The following is a 17461-nucleotide window of genomic DNA, read 5'->3' as shown; positions in this document are numbered from 1 at the left end:
GTCCGTCCTTGTCGACAGGGTTAGCTATTGGCTTCGCGATCGAGCATGTCGCGCGGCTGGTGCCGCACGTCGGTGCCCTTCACGATGTAGATGATGAATTCGGCGATGTTCTTCGCGTGATCGCCGATCCGCTCGATCGCCTTCGCGATGAACAGATAGTCGAGGCCGACCGAGATCGTCCGCGGATCTTCCTGCATGTACGACACGAGCTTGCGCACGAACGCGCGGAATTCCTGGTCGATCTCCTTGTCGTCCTTGACGATCTGCGCGGCCGCGACCGTGTCGAGGCGCGCGAACGCGTCGAGCGCGCGGCGCAGGATCGTGACCGCCATGTCGCCCGACACCTTGATCTCGGCGATGTTCACGCCGCGCGCGGCGGGCTCGTCGACGAGGCGGCGCACGCGCTTGGCGATCTTCTCCGCCTCGTCGCCCGCGCGCTCGAGGTTCGTGATCGTCTTCGAGATCGACATCAACAGGCGCAGGTCGCGCGCGGCCGGCTGCCGGCGCGCGATGATGTTGCCGCACTCCTCGTCGATCTCGACTTCCATGTGATTGAGGCGGTCTTCCGCTTCGATCACGCGCTCGGCCGCGTTGCGGTCGAACTCGTTCAGCGCGCGCATCGCTTCGGTGATCTGCGCTTCGACGAGGCCGCCCATTTCGAGCACCTTCGACGACACCGCATTGAGATCGGCGTCGAACTGGCTCGACAGATGTTTATCCGACATTGTTGCTCTCCGTCATTCGGTCAGCCGAAGCGGCCCGTGATGTAGTCTTCCGTTTCCTTGCGCGCGGGCTTGATGAAGATCTTCTCCGTTTCGCCGAACTCGATCAGCTCACCGAGATACATGTACGCGGTGTAGTCCGAGCAGCGCGCCGCCTGCTGCATGTTGTGCGTGACGATCACGACCGTGTAGTCGCTCTTCAGCTCCGCGATCAGCTCCTCGATGCGGCCCGTCGAGATCGGATCGAGCGCCGAGCACGGCTCGTCGAGGAGCAGCACCTCGGGCCGGATCGCGATTCCGCGCGCGATGCAAAGACGCTGCTGCTGGCCGCCCGACAGCCCGTAACCGCTCTGGCTCAGCTTGTCCTTCACTTCGTTCCAGAGCGCCGCCTTCGTGAGCGCCCATTCGACGCGATCGTCCATCTCCGAGCGCGTGAGCCGCTCGAACATCTTCACGCCGAACGCGATGTTGTCGTAGATCGACATCGGGAACGGCGTCGGCTTCTGGAACACCATGCCGACGCGCGCGCGCAACAGCGAGATGTCGAGCTTCGTCTGAAGCAGGTTCTCGCCGTCCATCAGGATCTCGCCTTCCGCGCGCTGCTCCGGATAGAGCGCGTACATCTTGTTGAACGTGCGCAGGAGCGTCGACTTGCCGCAGCCCGACGGGCCGATGAACGCCGTCACCTTCCCCTCGGGAATGCTCAGGTTGATGTTCTTCAGCGCGTGGAACTGGTTGTAGAAGAAATTCAGGTTCTTGACTTCGATCTTCGCGTTCAGCGGCGCGAGCGGACGCTGCCCCGCCGCCGCGCCGAAGCCGGCCGGCGCCGTCGCGCGTTGGGAAGGATCGAGGTGGCTTTCTGCCATGTTCATCGGATTGCTCCGCCGTTACTTTTTCGAGAAGACCGAGCGCGCGAGGATGTTGAGTCCCAGCACCCCGAGCGTGATCAGGAACACGCCCGCCCACGCGAGCGACTGCCATTCCGCGAACGGGCTCATCGCGAACTTGAAGATCGTGACCGGCAGGTTCGCAATCGGCTGATTCATGTCGACCGAGAAGAACTGGTTCGACAGCGCGGTGAAGAGAAGCGGCGCCGTTTCGCCGGCGATCCGCGCGACGGCGAGCAGCACGCCCGTGATGATCCCGCCCACCGACGCGCGCAGCGTGATCCTCAGGATCATCCGCCACTTCGGCGTGCCGAGCGCGAACGCGGCCTCGCGCAGCGCGTTCGGCACGAGCTTCAGCATGTTCTCGGTCGTGCGGATCACGATCGGAATCTGCAGCAGCGCGAGCGCGACGACGCCCGCCCAGCCGCTGAAGTGGCCGGCCTTCGCGACGACGAGCGCATACACGAACAGGCCGACGACGATCGACGGTGCCGACAGCAGGATGTCGTTGATGAAGCGCATCACGCTCGCAAGCCAGCTCTTCTGGCCGTATTCGGCGAGATAGACGCCCGCGAGGATGCCGATCGGCGTGCCGACGAACGTCGCGAGCGCGACGAGCATCAGGCTGCCGACGATCGCGTTCGCGAGGCCGCCGCCCGCCGTGTTCGGCGGCGGCGTCGATTCGGTGAAGAGCGTGAGCGACAAGCCGCCGATCCCGAGATGCAGCGTCGTGTAGAGAATCCAGACGAGCCAGAGCAGGCCGAACGCCATCGCGGCGAGCGACGCCGTCAACGCGATCACGTTGGTCGCCTTGCGGCGGCGCTGCAAGCGCGCGCGCATCGCGTCGAGCGCGGCGCCGTCCGGGCCCGGCATGTTGAGAATCGGCGAGCTCATTTGCGGCCCTCCCCGCGTTCGAGGCGCAGCAGCATCAGCTTCGAGATCGCGAGCACGATGAACGTGATCACGAACAGGATGAGGCCGAGCTCCATCAGCGCGGACGTGTGCAGGCCGGGCGCCGCCTCCGCGAACTCGTTCGCGAGCGCCGACGTGATGCTGTTGCCGGGCGAATACAGCGATACGTTGTCGAGCAGGTTCGTGTTGCCGATCACGAACGTGACGGCCATCGTCTCGCCGAGCGCGCGGCCGAGGCCGAGCATCACGCCGCCGATCACGCCGGTCTTCGTATAGGGCAGCACGATCTTCCACATCACTTCCCACGTCGTGCAGCCGATTCCGTAAGCGGATTCCTTCAGCAGCACGGGCGTTACTTCAAACACGTCGCGCATCACCGACGCGATGTACGGAATGATCATGATCGCGAGAATCACGCCGGCGGCCAGGATGCCGATGCCGATCGGCGGCCCCTGGAACAGCGCGCCGATGATCGGAATCGGCCCCAGCAGCGCGCCGATGGGCTTCTGGAAATACGTCGCGAAGATTGGCGCGAACACGAGGAGGCCCCACATCCCGTAGACGATCGACGGGATCGCGGCGAGCAGCTCGATCGCGACGCCGAGCGGCCGGCGCAGCCAGACAGGCGACAGCTCGGTGAGAAAGAGCGCGATGCCGAAGCTCACGGGCACCGCGATGATGAGCGCGACGAGCGACGTGACGATGGTGCCGTAGATCGGCACGAGCGCGCCGTACAAATCGGAGTTGGGGTCCCATTCCGTGTGCCAAAGGAACGAGAGGCCGAATTTTTCGATGGTCGGCATCGACGCGACGACGAGCGACACGATGATGCCACCGAGAAGGAGTAGCGTCACGATGGCGGCGACGCGCGTGAGGCCGCCGAACACGATGTCGCCGTACCGGCTCGGCGCGCGCATGGGCGCCTGGCCGCCGGATCGTGTCGACGCGAAAGGAATGTCAGACATGGGAGCCTGTTTTTCAATGACGAACGGCTTGCGCCGCCCGCCTGTACCGCAAACGCCGCCCGGCCGTGCAGCCGGGCGGCGAACCGCTGCGACGTTGCCGTCGAGCTTACTCGGCGACCGTCTTGCCCGCCGCGTCCGTCACCTTCACCTTCCACTGCTTGCGGATTTCCGTCTCGACCGACGCCGGCAGCGAGATGTAATCCAGATCGTCCGCCGCCTTCGCGCCGTTCTTGAACGCCCAGTCGAAGAACTTCAGCGTTTCCGCGCCTTGCGCCGGCTTGTCCTGCTTCGCGTGCAGCAGCACGAACGTCGCGCCGACGACCGGCCACGCGTCCTTGCCCGGCTGGTTCGTGAGGATCTGGTAGAACGACTTCGACCAGTTCGCGCCGGCGGCAGCCGCCTTGAACGTTTCGGTCTTCGGCTCGACCACCGTGCCCGTCGAGTTCTTCAGCGCGGTGTAGGCCATGTTGTTCTTCTTCGCGTACGCCCACTCGACATAGCCGATCGCGCCCGGCAGACGCTGCACGAATGCCGCGACGCCGTCGTTGCCCTTGCCGCCCGTGCCCGTCGGCCAGTTGACGGTCGTGCCTTCGCCGACCTTCGACTTCCACTCCTCGTTGACCTTCGACAGGTAGTTCGTCCAGATGAAGCTCGTGCCCGAGCCGTCCGCGCGGCGAACCACTGCGATGTCCGTGTCCGGCAGCTTGACCTTCGGGTTCAGCGCCGCGATCGCCGGATCGTTCCACTTCTTGATCTTGCCGAGATAGATGTCGCCGAGGACGGCGCCCGACAGCGTCAGCTCGCCCGCCTTCACGCCCGGCACGTTGATGACGGGCACGACGCCGCCCACCACCGTCGGGAACTGGAAGAGGCCTTCCTTCGCGAGTTCGTCATCCTTCAGAGGCGCATCCGAGCCGGCGAAATCGACCGTCTTCGCGACGATCTGCTTCAGGCCGCCCGACGAGCCGATGCCTTGGTAGTTGACCTTCGCGCCGCCCGACTGCTGATAGTCGGCTGCCCATTTCGTGTAAATCGGCATGGCGAAGGTGCTGCCCGCGCCGGTGATGTCGGCGTGTGCGGCGACCGCGAAAAGCGCGCCGGCGAGACCGGCGAACGCGGTTTGCATCAATTTCATGAGACCTCCAGTGTGTGAGCGGATGACTACGGCACCGCGAAGATTAGGGGCTCCTCATGACAGTAATGTGACATTCGATGAACCTGCTGTGACAGTAACATGACTCGATTGAAAGGCGACAACGGCCTCCGTCGGGGCCGCCGGCCAATGCGAGCACGCCGCCTGTAGAGCGTAGGAAAAAATTCACGCGAAAGAAAAGGTCGATGTTGGCGAGGGGGAGTAGCGGGGTCGGATCGTGGAGAAGATGACTGGCGCGCGGGCTACGGTCTATTTGATTGGACGACCTCGAGCAAGGCGTGAAAACGCCGCGGGGCCGCCGATCCGGGGGGATCGGCGGCCCCGCTGATATGGAAGCTCGCCGAGTAGTGTTGCGACCCCGACTCGGCTGACTCGGCTGACTCGGCTGACTCGGCTGACTCGGCTGACTCGGCTGACTCGGCTGACTCGGCTGACTCGGCTGACTCGGCTGACTCGGTCGGCTCGGTCGGCTCGGTCGGCTCGGTCGGCTCGGTCGGCTCGGTCGGCTCGGTCGGCTCGGTCCCGGCGTAAGCGCTCCGCGCTTACGCCGTCGCCTGCCTGACCGCGTCGGCGATCGCCTCCGCGTGGCGGTTCGCGTCCGCCGCGTGCCGAGCCTCGACCATCACGCGCAGCACGGGCTCCGTGCCGGACGCACGAATCAGCACCCGTCCGCTGCCCGCGAGCGCCCCTTCGGCGGAATCGATCGCGCGCCGGATCGCGTCGCTGCCCTTCCAGTCGGCGCCCGGCTTCATCCGCACGTTGATCAGCTTCTGCGGGAACAGCGTGACGCCGTCTAGCATCTGCGCGAGCGTCGTGCCGCTGCGCTTGAGCGCCGCGAGCACGAGAAGCGCCGACACGATCCCGTCGCCCGTCGAATGCCGATCGAGCGACAGAATGTGGCCGGAACCTTCGGCACCGAGCTGCCAGCCGCGCTCGCGAAGCTGCTCGAGCACATAGCGATCGCCAACCGCCGCCCGCACGAACTGCACGCCCACGTCTTTCAGTGCGACTTCGACGGCGAGATTCGTCATCAACGTTCCCACCGCCCCCTCGACTTGGCCGTTAGTTGCGATGCGGTCCTTGACCAGCACATAAAGCAGCTCGTCGCCGTTATACAGCCGGCCGGTGTGATCGACGACCAGCAGCCGGTCCGCGTCGCCGTCGAGCGCAATGCCGAGATCCGCGTGGTTCGCACGCACCGCGCGCATCAGCGCATCGGGCGCGGTTGCGCCGACGCCGTCGTTGATGTTGAAGCCGTTCGGCGCGACGCCGATCGGGATCACGTCCGCGCCGAGCTCGTGAAACACGTGCGGCGCGACCTGATACGCGGCGCCGTGCGCGCAGTCGACAACGAGCTTCATCCCGCGCAGATCGAACGCCGCCGGGAACGTGCTCTTGCAGAACTCGATGTAGCGGCCGGCCGCGTCGTCGAGACGCCGCGCCTTGCCGAGCCCGTCCGACGGCGCGCATTCGAGCGGCTTGTCGAGCCACGCTTCGATCGCGGCCTCGGTTTCGTCCGGCAGCTTGTTGCCGTCAGCCGAGAAAAACTTGATGCCGTTGTCGTGATACGGATTGTGCGACGCGCTGATCACGACGCCCGCCGACAGTCGCAGCGCGCGCGTCAGGTACGCGACGCCCGGCGTCGGCATCGGCCCCGCCAGCATCACGTCGACGCCCGCCGCCGAGAAGCCGGCCTCGAGCGCCGCTTCGAGCATGTAGCCCGACACGCGCGTGTCCTTGCCGATCAGCACCGTCGGGCGCGCGCCCGACGCCGCGCGCCCGGACGCGCTCGCGAGCACCTTGCCCGCCGCATAGCCGAGCCGCAACACGAAATCGGGCGTGATCGGCGCCTCGCCGACCTTGCCGCGAATGCCGTCCGTGCCGAAATAACGACGTCCCATGTAGAACCTTCCTCCTTGTTTCGACTTATGCTAGCCGCGCGGCATCGCGCACGGCGCTCCATACTTTCAGTGCGTCGACGGTCGCCGCGACATCGTGCACGCGCACGATCGCCGCTCCCCGCTCGACCGCGCAAACCGCCGCGGCGACGCTCGCCGCGACGCGCTCGGGCGCCGGCTTGCCGATCAGCGCGCCCAGCATGGACTTGCGCGACATGCCCGCGAGAATCGGATACGCGCGCCCGTCGGGCCGCGTCGGCGCCGTGAACGGCAAATGCGCGAGCAGCGCGTAGTTGTGTTCTATCACCGACTTGCCGAAACCGAACCCCGGATCGACGCTGATACGCCGGAAATCGATGCCCGCCCGCACCAGCGCGTCGGCCCGTTCGGCAAGAAACGCACGCACGTCGGCGACGACGTCGCGATAGTCGGGCTCGTGCACCTGCATCGTCTGCGGCTCGCCGAGCATGTGCATCACGCAAAGGCCGCACGCGCTGTCGCGCACGGCGTCGATCGCGCCCGGCTGGCGCAGGCCCCAGATGTCGTTGATCAGATCGGCTCCCGCCGCGAGCGACGCGTGCATCACGGCAGGCTTGTACGTGTCGACCGACAGCGGCACATTCATGCCGCGCAGCGCTTCGACGAGCGGAATCACACGCTCGAGCTCCTCGTCGAGCGGCACGGGCGGCGCGCCGGGCCGCGTCGACTCGCCGCCGATGTCGATGATGTCGGCGCCCTCGGCGATCATTCGCTCCGCCTGCGCGAGCGCAGCGTCACGAACGACATAGCGGCCGCCGTCGGAGAACGAATCGGGCGTGACATTGAGAATCCCCATCACGAGGGGGCGCTCGAAGGTCAGCGTGAAGCGGCCGCATTGAAGCGGTTCGGGAACGGGAAAAGCGGAATCGGGATGGGACACGAGCTCGGGCGTCGGATCGAACGCGATGGGAAGCGATGAAATGCGTCAGGCAAGAAAGCAAAACGGGCCGGTGTGACAGCCACACCAGCCCGTGAACGAAATCCGCGATCGTTTATGCCGGCGCGGTGGCGTTGCCCGGCTTGACTTCGGCGCCGGACGAACCGCCCGACGAAGGATCGCCGGCCGGCGGCGCGCTCTTCGGCGAGCGCGGCGGACGCCCTTCCATGATGTCGTTGATCTGATCGGCGTCGATCGTTTCCCACTCCATCAGCGCAGCCGTCATCGCCTCGACCTTGTCGCGATTCTCATCGAGCAGACGGCGCGCGAGGCCGTACTGTTCGTCGAGCACGCGGCGGATTTCCGCGTCGACCTTCTGCTGCGTCGCTTCCGAAATCGTGCGCGTGAAGCCTCGGCCGAACGGGCCGCCGTCATTCTCGTCGTCGACGTAGACCATCGGCCCGAGCGCGTCGGTCATCCCGAAGCGGGCCACCATCGCGCGCGCGGTCTGCGTCGCCTTGTTGAAGTCGTCCGACGCGCCGGTGCTGACGAGGTTCAGGAACAGCTCTTCCGCCACCCGGCCGCCGAACAGGATCGCGAGGCGATCGAGCAGGTAGTCCTTCGAATACGTCTCGTTGTCATGCTCCGGCAGTTGCCACGTGACGCCCAGCGCACGGCCGCGCGGGATGATCGTGACCTTGTGGACCGGATCGGCCTTCGGCAGCAGCTTCGCGATCACCGCGTGGCCCGACTCGTGGTACGCGGTCGCGCGCTTCGCTTCCTCGCGGATCACGGCCGACTTGCGCTCCGGCCCCATGAAGATCTTGTCCTTCGCGTCCTCGAAATCCTGCATCTCGACGATCCGCTTGCCGCGGCGCGCCGCGAACAGCGCGGCCTCGTTGACGAGGTTCGCGAGATCGGCACCCGAGAAGCCCGGCGTGCCGCGCGCGATGACCGCCGCGTCGACGTCGTTCGCGATCGGCACCTTGCGCAGGTGCACGCGCATGATCTGCTCGCGGCCGCGGATGTCCGGCAGGCCGACGTAGACCTGGCGGTCGAAACGGCCCGGACGCAGCAGCGCCTTGTCGAGCACGTCGGAGCGGTTCGTCGCGGCGATCACGATCACGCCCGAATTCGCCTCGAAACCGTCCATCTCGACGAGCATCTGGTTCAGCGTCTGCTCACGCTCGTCGTTGCCGCCGCCCATGCCAGCGCCGCGATGACGGCCGACCGCGTCGATTTCGTCGATGAACACGATGCACGGCGCATGCTTCTTCGCCTGTTCGAACATGTCGCGCACGCGGGCCGCGCCGACGCCGACGAACATTTCGACGAAGTCCGAGCCCGAGATGCTGAAGAACGGCACCTTCGCCTCGCCCGCGATCGCGCGTGCGAGCAGCGTCTTACCGGTGCCGGGAGGCCCGACGAGCAGCACGCCGCGCGGGATGCGGCCGCCGAGCTTCTGGAATTTCTGGGGATCGCGCAGGAAATCGACGAGCTCGGACACTTCCTCCTTCGCTTCGTCGCAGCCGGCGACGTCGGAGAAGTTGACCGCGTTGTTGTTCTCGTCGATCAGCCGCGCGCGGGATTTGCCGAACGAGAAGGCCCCGCCCTTACCGCCGCCCTGCATCTGTCTCATCATGTAGAACCAGAACACGATGATGAGCAGCGTGGGACCGAGGTAGTAGAGCGCGGAGACGAGCGCGTTCGGCTCGTCGTCGGCCTTGCCGCTGACCTGCACGCCGTACTTCATCAGATCGCCGACCATCCAGATGTCGCCCGGCGACACGATCTGATATTTCTGACCATCCGCGGGAGTGACGGTGAGGTTGCGCCCCTGCACGACGACGTTCTTGATCTTGCCGTTCTTCGCGTCATCCATGAACTGCGAATAGGAGACGCCTTCCTGGACGCGGGGCTTGTCGAACTGCTTGAACACCGTAAACAGCACCAGTGCGATCACGAGCCACACTGCTGCCTTCGAAAACATATTGTTGTTCAAAGCACCACTCCTTCACTCATAGACGAGCGCCTACATTTGCCTTGCGGCGCTCCTCAGGCATTCTAATCCAGTCCGCAGCCCCTCGCCATAAGGATTCGCTACCGCGCCGATAGGCGCGCGGCACGACTGGCAAGGGCTCCGGCGCATCCTGCCGCGCCATGCCACCTTCAGCGCGGTTGCTTCAGATGCCGACCCAAAATAAACGTTTCGGACGATTTGTCGCGGGAAGCTTTTGGCTTGCGCGGCGCCACCGTTTTAAATTGGTGCTTGAATTTCTCGACAATCTGGCTGTAGCCGCTGCCGTGGAAGCACTTCACCAAAAGGGCCCCATCCGGTTTCAGATGGTTTTGCGCAAATTCGAGCGCCAGATCGCAGACATGCTCGATCCGCGCCGCATCCGCGACCGCCACGCCGGACAGGTTGGGGGCCATGTCGGAAATTACAAGGTCGACCGAGCGCCCGGCGAGGACTTCCTCCAATTGGTGCAGCACGTCCTCCTCGCGGAAGTCACCCTGGATGAAATGGACGTCGGCGATGGGCTCCATCGGCAGCATGTCGAGCGCGATGATCGTGCCGTCGATCCCGCCCTCACGCACCGCGTCGCGCCGCAAGCCCCGCGCAAGCTTGTTGCGCGCGTACTGGCTCCAGCTCCCCGGCGCGGCGCCCAGGTCGACGATCACCTGGCCCGGACGGATCAGCTTGTCCTGCTCGTCGATTTCCTTCAGCTTGTACGCGGCGCGCGCGCGATAGCCCTCCCGCTGCGCCATTTTGACGTACGGGTCGTTGATGTGGTCATGCAACCAGGATTGGTTAAAGCGGTTCTTTGCCATGCGATGGAGAGATTGCTGCCGATTGCTTCGTGAAGCCGCACTTTTGGCGGATAATACGGGACTTATTGGCGCGGCTTTCGGCCCCGACGGGCCCAAGCCGCGATTTTACGTGGTTTCGGCGCGCCGCCGCGGAAAAGCTTTGCCGCTCTTCCCGGCTCGCCCGCCGTCAATTTGATTCGAATTCCTCATTCCGATGCCCGCCCTTTCGCTTTCCCCCGCCGAGCGCTCCGCGCTGCGTTCCGAAGCCCATGCGCTCAAGCCCGTCGTGCTGATCGGCGCAGAAGGGCTTACCAATGCCGTGCTCGCCGAGATCAAAGTCCACCTCGCCGCGCACCAGCTGATCAAGATCCGCGTATTCGGCGACGAGCGCGACGAGCGCGTCGCGATCTACGACGAAATCTGCGACCGCCTGAATGCCGCGCCGATCCAGCACATCGGCAAGCTGCTCGTGATCTGGAAGCCCGAGCAGGCCGAAGAGGCGCCGCCGCGCGGCCGCCGCGGCGTGCCGAGCGCGCGCGAGGCCGCCCGCGCGGGCGCCGCGCCGTCGGCTGACGCGAAGGGCCGCGCGCCGCGCGTCGTCAAGGTGGTGAAGCAATCGCCGAACGCGCCCGCCGTCCGCCGGCCGAAGCCGGAGAAAGTGCGCGTGCTCGGCAACGAACGCGTGACCGCGGGCGGCAACGTCAAGCGCGCGAAAAAACGCCAGTCGAGCGCGAAGCGCCAGCATCAGAACGAGAAGTAATCGCCTTCGGGCTTGCCACACGGCCGGATCGCCGGCCGGGCAAGCCCGCGCTTCCAGCGCGCGCGTGCGCCGCGCCGGATGATATGCGCCGGCTATGCGCGCCGCGCGCCGCCAAGCGGGCTCGAGCCGCCGTGCCCCGGCAGCCGCCAGATCAGCCACACGCCGACGAGGCTCTCGACGAGATAAAAGAGGCTCGACACGCCATGCAGGAGCGCGAAGCGCCCCGCATACGCGGAATGGCCGACGTCGGTGCCCGCCTCGAGCGCCGCGACGCGCAGCGCGTTCATGAACGGCTGCAACGCGAAATAGCCGACCAGCACGCAGCCGAGCATCGCGGCCAGCAGCCGGCGCAGCCGGCGGTAGGAATCGTGGCCGCGCCGCACGAGCAGATTCGACAAGCCGATCAGCAGCACGCCGCACACCGCGCCGATCGTCGCCTCGATGTTGAACAGGCGCGCGGCGACGGAACCCGCCGTCGCCCGATCGAGCGTCGCGAACAGCACCGGCGCCACCGCATAGCCGATCGTCAGCAGACTGCCGACCCAGATCGTCGCCAGCAGGCGAAACAGCCGGTGCGGCGCCGCGGAACCGGACATCAGATGTACAGCACCGAGATGATTTCGTACTCGCGCACGCCGCTCGGCGCCTGAACTGCCGCGACGTCGCCTTCGGACTTGCCGATCAGCGCGCGCGCGATCGGCGAGCTGACCGAGATCAGGCCGTGATCGAGATCGGCCTCGTCGTCGCCGACGATCTGGTACTTGACGGTATTGCCCGATTCGAGATCCTCGAGCTCGACCGTCGCCGCGAACACCACACGGCCGTCGGCATCCAGCGCGGTCGGATCGATGATCTGCGCGGCCGACAGCTTCGACTCGATTTCGGCGATACGTCCCTCGATGAAGCCCTGCTTTTCTTTTGCGGCGTCGTACTCGGCGTTCTCGGACAAGTCACCCTGCGCGCGCGCTTCTGCGATCGCGTTGATGACGGCCGGCCGCTCGACCGACTTCAGGCGCTGCAGTTCATCGCGCAGTTGATCTGCGCCACGCTTCGTCAACGGAATGGTGCTCATAAACGACTCAATAGCTAAAACGGCTATAAAAAAAATCACCGCGATTAAGCGCATTTCCGAAACATCGGAAACGCCGCTTAATCGCGGCACGTATTGCTTCGACAGGTAACTGGAGGCTTAGTTTAGGCGAGCGTGCAGGCCTTGTAAATCATAGACTTCCAAGTTCTTCAGATAGCGCAGGCCCTCCACTGCCGCGCGCGCGCCGGACATCGTCGTGTAATACGTGACCTTGTGCGCCTGCGCGCTCATCCGGATCGAACGCGAATCGGCGATCGCCGCGCGCGTCTCGTCGACCGTCGTGAACACGAGCGCGATCTCGCCGTTCTTGATCATGTCGACGATGTGCGGACGGCCGTCCTTCACCTTGTTCACGACCTTCACCGGCACACCCGCCGACTCGATCGCGGCGGCCGTGCCGCGCGTCGCGACGAGCGGATAGCCGAGGTCGTGCAGCATCTTCGCGACCTCGACCGCCTTCGGCTTGTCCGCATCCATCACGGTCAGCAGCACCGTGCCCGACTCCGGCAGGCGCGAGCCCGCCGCGAGCTGCGACTTGAAGAGCGCTTCGCCGAACGTCGTGCCGACGCCCATCACTTCGCCCGTCGAACGCATCTCGGGCCCGAGCACCGGATCGACGGTCGGGAACTTGATGAACGGGAACACCGCTTCCTTCACGCTGAAGTACGGCGGCTCCACTTCCTTCGTCACGCCCTGCTGCGCGAGCTTCTGGCCGACCATCGCGCGCGCCGCGATCTTCGCGAGCGGCAGGCTGGTCGCCTTCGACACGTACGGCACCGTGCGCGATGCGCGCGGGTTCACTTCGAGCACGTAGATGATGTCCTGCTTCGAACCGTCCGCCGAATTCGCGTCGGCGGGCACCTGCTGGATCGCGAACTGCACGTTCATCAGCCCGACCACGTTCAGCGCCTTCGCCATCGCACCCGTCTGGCGCTTCAGCTCGGCCACGGTTTCCTTTGACAGCGAGTACGGCGGCAGCGAGCATGCCGAGTCGCCCGAGTGGACGCCCGCCTGCTCGATGTGCTCCATCACGCCGCCGATGAACACGGCGTCGCCGTCGCAGATGCAGTCGACGTCGCACTCGATCGCGTCGTTCAGGAAGCGGTCGAGCAGCACCGGCGAATCGTTCGACACCTTCACCGCCTCGCGCATGTAGCGCTCGAGGTCGCGCGGCTCGTGGACGATTTCCATCGCGCGGCCGCCGAGCACGTACGACGGCCGCACGACGAGCGGATAGCCGATCTCGTCGGCGAGCGCGAGCGCTTCGCCCTCGGCGCGCGCGGTGCGGTTCGGCGGCTGGCGCAGGCCGAGATCCTGCAGCAGCTTCTGGAAGCGCTCGCGGTCTTCGGCCGCGTCGATCATGTCCGGCGACGTGCCGATGATCGGCACGCCGTGCGCCTCGAGATCGAGCGCGAGCTTCAGCGGCGTCTGGCCGCCGTACTGGACGATCACGCCGACCGGCTTTTCCTTGTCGACGATCTCGAGCACGTCCTCGAGCGTGAGCGGCTCGAAGTACAGGCGATCGGACGTGTCGTAGTCGGTCGACACCGTTTCCGGATTGCAGTTGACCATGATCGTTTCATAACCGTCCTCGCGCATCGCGAGCGCCGCGTGCACGCAGCAGTAATCGAACTCGATGCCCTGGCCGATCCGGTTCGGGCCGCCGCCCAGCACCATGATCTTCTTGTTCGTGGTCGGCTGCGCCTCGCACTCTTCCTCGTAGGTCGAGTACATGTAGGCCGTCTTCGTCGCGAACTCGGCCGCGCAGGTGTCGACGCGCTTGTAGACCGGGCGCACGTTCAGTTCGAGACGGCGCTTGCGGACGTCTTCCGGCGTCGCGCCGAGCAGCTTCGCGAGGCGGCGGTCGGAGAAGCCGCCCTGCTTCAGGTAGTGCAGCTCGTTCTTCGTCAGGCTCGCGAGCGTGCGGCCGGCGAGCGCCTTCTCCTTCAGCACGATCTGCTCGATCTGCGCGAGGAACCACGGATCGATCGCCGTCTCCTCGAAGATCTGCTCGCGCGACATGCCGACGCGGAACGCGTCGCCCACGTACCAGATCCGGTCCGGACCCGGCTCGCCGATCTCGCGGATGATCTCGTCGCGGCTCGTCGTCTTCTCGTCGAGGCCGTCGACGCCGACCTCGAGGCCGCGCAGCGCCTTCTGGAACGACTCCTGGAACGTGCGGCCGATCGCCATCACCTCGCCGACCGACTTCATCTGCGTCGTCAGCCGCGAATCCGCTTCGCGGAACTTCTCGAACGCGAAGCGCGGGATCTTCGTGACGACGTAGTCGATCGTCGGCTCGAACGACGCCGGCGTCTGGCCGCCCGTGATTTCGTTCTTCAGCTCGTCGAGCGTGTAGCCGACCGCGAGCTTCGCCGCGACCTTCGCGATCGGAAAGCCCGTCGCCTTCGATGCGAGCGCCGACGAACGCGACACGCGCGGGTTCATTTCGATGACGACCATGCGGCCGTCCTTCGGATTGATCGCGAACTGCACGTTCGAGCCGCCCGTGTCGACGCCGATCTCGCGCAGCACCGCGAGCGATGCGTTGCGCAGGATCTGGTATTCCTTGTCGGTGAGCGTCTGCGCGGGCGCAACCGTGATCGAGTCGCCGGTGTGCACGCCCATCGGGTCGAGGTTCTCGATCGAGCAGACGATGATGCAGTTGTCGGCGCGGTCGCGCACGACTTCCATTTCGTATTCCTTCCAGCCGAGCAGCGACTCTTCGATCAGCAGCTCGCGCGTGGGCGACAGGTCGAGGCCGCGCTTGCAGATCTCCTCGAATTCCTCGCGGTTGTACGCGATGCCGCCGCCCGAGCCGCCGAGCGTGAACGACGGACGGATCACGGCCGGATAGCCGCTGCCGCCCGTGGCCACCGCGATGTCCGCGTGCACCTTGAGCGCCTCTTCCATCGAGTGCGCGATGCCGGACTTCGCCGAGCCGAGGCCGATTTTCGTCATCGCGTCCTTGAACTTCTGGCGGTCCTCGGCCTTGTCGATCGCCGCGGGCGACGCGCCGATCAATTCGACCGCGTACTTCTCGAGCACGCCGTGGTGATGCAGGTCGAGCGCGCAGTTGAGCGCGGTCTGGCCGCCCATCGTCGGCAGGATCGCGTCCGGGCGCTCCTTCGCGATGATGCGCTCGACGACTTCCCACGTGATCGGCTCGATGTACGTGACGTCCGCCGTGTTCGGATCGGTCATGATCGTCGCCGGATTGCTGTTGACGAGGATGACCTTGTAGCCCTCCTCACGCAACGCCTTGCATGCCTGCGCGCCCGAATAGTCGAACTCGCACGCCTGGCCGATGATGATCGGGCCGGCGCCGATGATGAGGATGCTGTTGATGTCTGTGCGTTTTGGCATGGCTCTTGAGATTCAAAAAATAATCGTTGATGCGCGAACGACGGGCGGCGCTCAGCTCATCGTCGCGAGCGCGAGCTTCACGGAAAAGCCGACGAACAGGCCGCCCACGCCGCCCGACGCGCCCGCCGCGAGCTTGCGGCGGCGGCGGAAATGATCGGCGAGACGCGCGCCCGTGAAGATCAGCGTGCTCAGATACAGGAAGCTCGCGAGCTGCGCGATCGCGCCCAGCACGACGAACGACAGCGCCGGATGCGCGTAAGTCGGATCGACGAACTGGATGAAGAACGAGATGAAGAACAGGATCGCCTTCGGATTCAGAAGGCTCACGACGAGCGCCTTGCGAAACGGCCGCTCGCCGTCGACCGCGCGCTGCACGTCGGCACCGGCGTCGGCGTCGGCGTCGGCGGGCCGGGCGAGCTTGCGCCACGCGCCGCGCAGCATGCCGGCGCCGATGTACAGCAGGTACGCGGCGCCGCCGTACTTGACGACCGAGAACAGCAGCGGGTTCGCCTTCAGCAGCGACGCGACGCCCGCGGCCGACAGCACCATCAGCACGGCGTCGCCGAGAAACACGCCGCACGCGGCGCGGTAGCCGGTTTTCACGCCGCGCTGCGCGGCGAGCGACAGCACGTACATCGAGTTCGGCCCCGGCAGCAGAATGATGAACACTACTCCGAACACGTAGGTCCAGAGATCCGTGATACCGAGTGCGTGGCCGAACATGATGCGAGACTCCGTGATCGATGCGATGGGCTCAGGCGCTGCGCGTCTTCGCCGCGTCCATCAGCGCGGTGAAGCGGTCAAACAGATAGCCGATGTCATGCGGGCCGGGCGACGCTTCCGGGTGGCCCTGAAAGCAGAACGCGGGCTTGTCGGTCAGCTCGAAGCCCTGCAGCGTGCCGTCGAACAGCGACACGTGCGTCGCGCGCGCGTTCGCGGGCAGCGAATCGGCGTCGACCGCGAAGCCGTGGTTCTGCGACGTGATCACGACGCGGCCGTTCCCGAGATCCTTCACCGGATGGTTCGCGCCGTGGTGGCCCGTCTTCATCTTGAGCGTCTTCGCGCCGACCGCGAGGCCCATGATCTGGTGGCCGAGGCAGATGCCGAAGGTCGGCACGCCGCGCTCGATGAATTCCTTCGTCGCGGCGATCGCGTAATCGCACGGCTGCGGATCGCCGGGGCCGTTCGACAGGAAAATGCCGTCCGGGTTGAGCGCGAGCGCATCGGCCGCGCTCGCCTGCGCGGGCAGCACCGTCACGTGGCAGCCGCGCTCGGCAAGCATGCGCAGGATGTTGTACTTCACGCCGAAGTCGTACGCGACGACGCGGTAGCGCGGCGTCTCCTGCATCCCGTAGCCGCTGCCGAGGCGCCATTCGGTCTGCTTCCATTCGAACGGCTTCGCCGTCGACACGACCTTCGCGAGATCCATGCCGGCCAAGCCCGGGAACGAGCGCGCGAGCGCGATCGCATTCGCCTCGTCGTCGGAGCCCGTCAGGATGCAGCCGTTCTGCGCGCCCTTGTCGCGCAGGATGCGGGTCAGCTTGCGGGTGTCGATGCCCGCGATCGCGACGACACCCTCGTCGCGCAGGTAATCGCCGAGCGTGCGCTCCATCCGGAAGTTCGACGCGAGCGCGGGCAGATCGCGCACGATGAGGCCGGCGGCATGGACTTTCGTCGCCTCGACGTCCTCGGCGTTCACGCCGACGTTGCCGATGTGCGGATAGGTCAGCGTGACGATCTGGCGTGCATAGCTCGGATCAGTGAGGATTTCCTGATAGCCGGTGATCGCGGTGTTGAACACGACTTCGCCGATCGTATGGCCGGCCGCGCCGATCGAATAACCACGAAAGACCGTGCCGTCGGCGAGTGCGAGCAATGCGGGAGAAAAAGACGGCAACACGGGGGGCTCCTTGGGGGACACCCTTGCCGCCGACCTGTCTATCCTGCCGCGCGCTCGCGGGCCGCGTGACGCATCACGGCG

15 protein-coding genes are annotated in these 17461 nt (G+C 65.9%); 1 reads left to right on the top strand and 14 read right to left on the bottom strand.

What is annotated here, in order from left to right:
• Positions 1-20: 20 nt before the first annotated feature.
• The 9 genes from phoU to X946_RS17125 form a co-directional block, all read right to left on the bottom strand.
• Positions 21-725 (bottom strand): phosphate signaling complex protein PhoU, encoded by a 705-nt coding sequence (gene phoU, locus X946_RS17165; protein WP_038749797.1) that lies wholly within the window; start codon positions 723-725, stop codon positions 21-23.
• A gap of 20 nt (positions 726-745) precedes the next feature.
• Complete coding sequence (gene pstB / locus X946_RS17160; RefSeq protein WP_038749794.1) at positions 746-1594, bottom strand: phosphate ABC transporter ATP-binding protein PstB; 849 nt, start codon at positions 1592-1594, stop codon at positions 746-748.
• Positions 1595-1609: 15 nt separating this feature from the next.
• Positions 1610-2503, bottom strand: coding sequence for a phosphate ABC transporter permease PstA (gene pstA, locus X946_RS17155; RefSeq protein ID WP_038749792.1), 894 nt, complete (start codon positions 2501-2503; stop codon positions 1610-1612).
• On the bottom strand, positions 2500-3486 hold the full coding sequence (pstC, locus tag X946_RS17150) for a phosphate ABC transporter permease PstC (protein WP_038749789.1): 987 nt from the start codon (positions 3484-3486) through the stop codon (positions 2500-2502). Before pstC ends, pstA begins: the two co-directional genes overlap by 4 nt.
• A gap of 106 nt (positions 3487-3592) precedes the next feature.
• Entirely contained in the window at positions 3593-4621 is a 1029-nt protein-coding gene (pstS, locus tag X946_RS17145) for a phosphate ABC transporter substrate-binding protein PstS (RefSeq protein ID WP_038749786.1), read from the bottom strand.
• A gap of 560 nt (positions 4622-5181) precedes the next feature.
• The gene (gene glmM, locus X946_RS17140; RefSeq protein WP_038749784.1) at positions 5182-6540 is read right to left on the bottom strand and encodes a phosphoglucosamine mutase; all 1359 of its coding nucleotides are present in this window, start codon (positions 6538-6540) and stop codon (positions 5182-5184) included.
• Positions 6541-6565: 25 nt separating this feature from the next.
• Positions 6566-7456 (bottom strand): dihydropteroate synthase, encoded by an 891-nt coding sequence (gene folP, locus X946_RS17135; protein ID WP_038749781.1) that lies wholly within the window; start codon positions 7454-7456, stop codon positions 6566-6568.
• Between the two features lie 112 nt (positions 7457-7568).
• Positions 7569-9455: an ATP-dependent zinc metalloprotease FtsH gene (gene ftsH / locus X946_RS17130; protein ID WP_038749778.1), complete on the bottom strand. Its 1887-nt coding sequence runs from the start codon at positions 9453-9455 to the stop codon at positions 7569-7571.
• Positions 9456-9622: 167 nt separating this feature from the next.
• Entirely contained in the window at positions 9623-10285 is a 663-nt protein-coding gene (locus X946_RS17125; RefSeq protein ID WP_038749775.1) for an RlmE family RNA methyltransferase, read from the bottom strand.
• Between the two features lie 193 nt (positions 10286-10478).
• Here X946_RS17125 and X946_RS17120 point away from each other — a divergent pair, with 193 nt between their 5' ends.
• Complete coding sequence (locus tag X946_RS17120) at positions 10479-11024, top strand: YhbY family RNA-binding protein (RefSeq protein WP_038749772.1); 546 nt, start codon at positions 10479-10481, stop codon at positions 11022-11024.
• A 92-nt stretch (positions 11025-11116) separates the two neighbouring features.
• Here the strand turns inward: X946_RS17120 and X946_RS17115 are convergent, their stop codons facing one another.
• The 5 genes from X946_RS17115 to carA all read right to left on the bottom strand — a co-directional run bounded on the left by X946_RS17115 (position 11117) and on the right by carA (position 17380).
• Positions 11117-11620 carry a DUF4149 domain-containing protein gene (locus X946_RS17115; protein ID WP_038749769.1) on the bottom strand — a complete coding sequence of 168 codons (504 nt, stop codon included), beginning with the start codon at positions 11618-11620 and terminating at the stop codon, positions 11117-11119.
• The gene (gene greA / locus X946_RS17110; RefSeq protein ID WP_038749766.1) at positions 11620-12096 is read right to left on the bottom strand and encodes a transcription elongation factor GreA; all 477 of its coding nucleotides are present in this window, start codon (positions 12094-12096) and stop codon (positions 11620-11622) included. The genes X946_RS17115 and greA overlap by 1 nt, the downstream gene beginning before the upstream one ends.
• Before the next feature lie 117 nt (positions 12097-12213).
• A complete protein-coding gene (gene carB / locus X946_RS17105; protein WP_038749763.1) occupies positions 12214-15480 on the bottom strand; it encodes a carbamoyl-phosphate synthase large subunit in 3267 nt (1088 codons plus the stop codon).
• A gap of 51 nt (positions 15481-15531) precedes the next feature.
• Positions 15532-16203, bottom strand: coding sequence for a leucine efflux protein LeuE (gene leuE / locus X946_RS17100; RefSeq protein WP_038749760.1), 672 nt, complete (start codon positions 16201-16203; stop codon positions 15532-15534).
• A 31-nt stretch (positions 16204-16234) separates the two neighbouring features.
• Positions 16235-17380 carry a glutamine-hydrolyzing carbamoyl-phosphate synthase small subunit gene (carA, locus tag X946_RS17095; RefSeq protein ID WP_038749758.1) on the bottom strand — a complete coding sequence of 382 codons (1146 nt, stop codon included), beginning with the start codon at positions 17378-17380 and terminating at the stop codon, positions 16235-16237.
• Between the last annotated feature and the right edge of the window lie 81 nt (positions 17381-17461).

The organism is Burkholderia sp. ABCPW 111, from assembly GCF_000773065.1.
Classification (GTDB): Bacteria; Pseudomonadota; Gammaproteobacteria; order Burkholderiales; family Burkholderiaceae; genus Burkholderia; species Burkholderia savannae.
The sequence above is the reverse complement of the archived record's forward strand: the minus strand, read 5'-3'. Positions and strand labels throughout refer to the sequence as shown.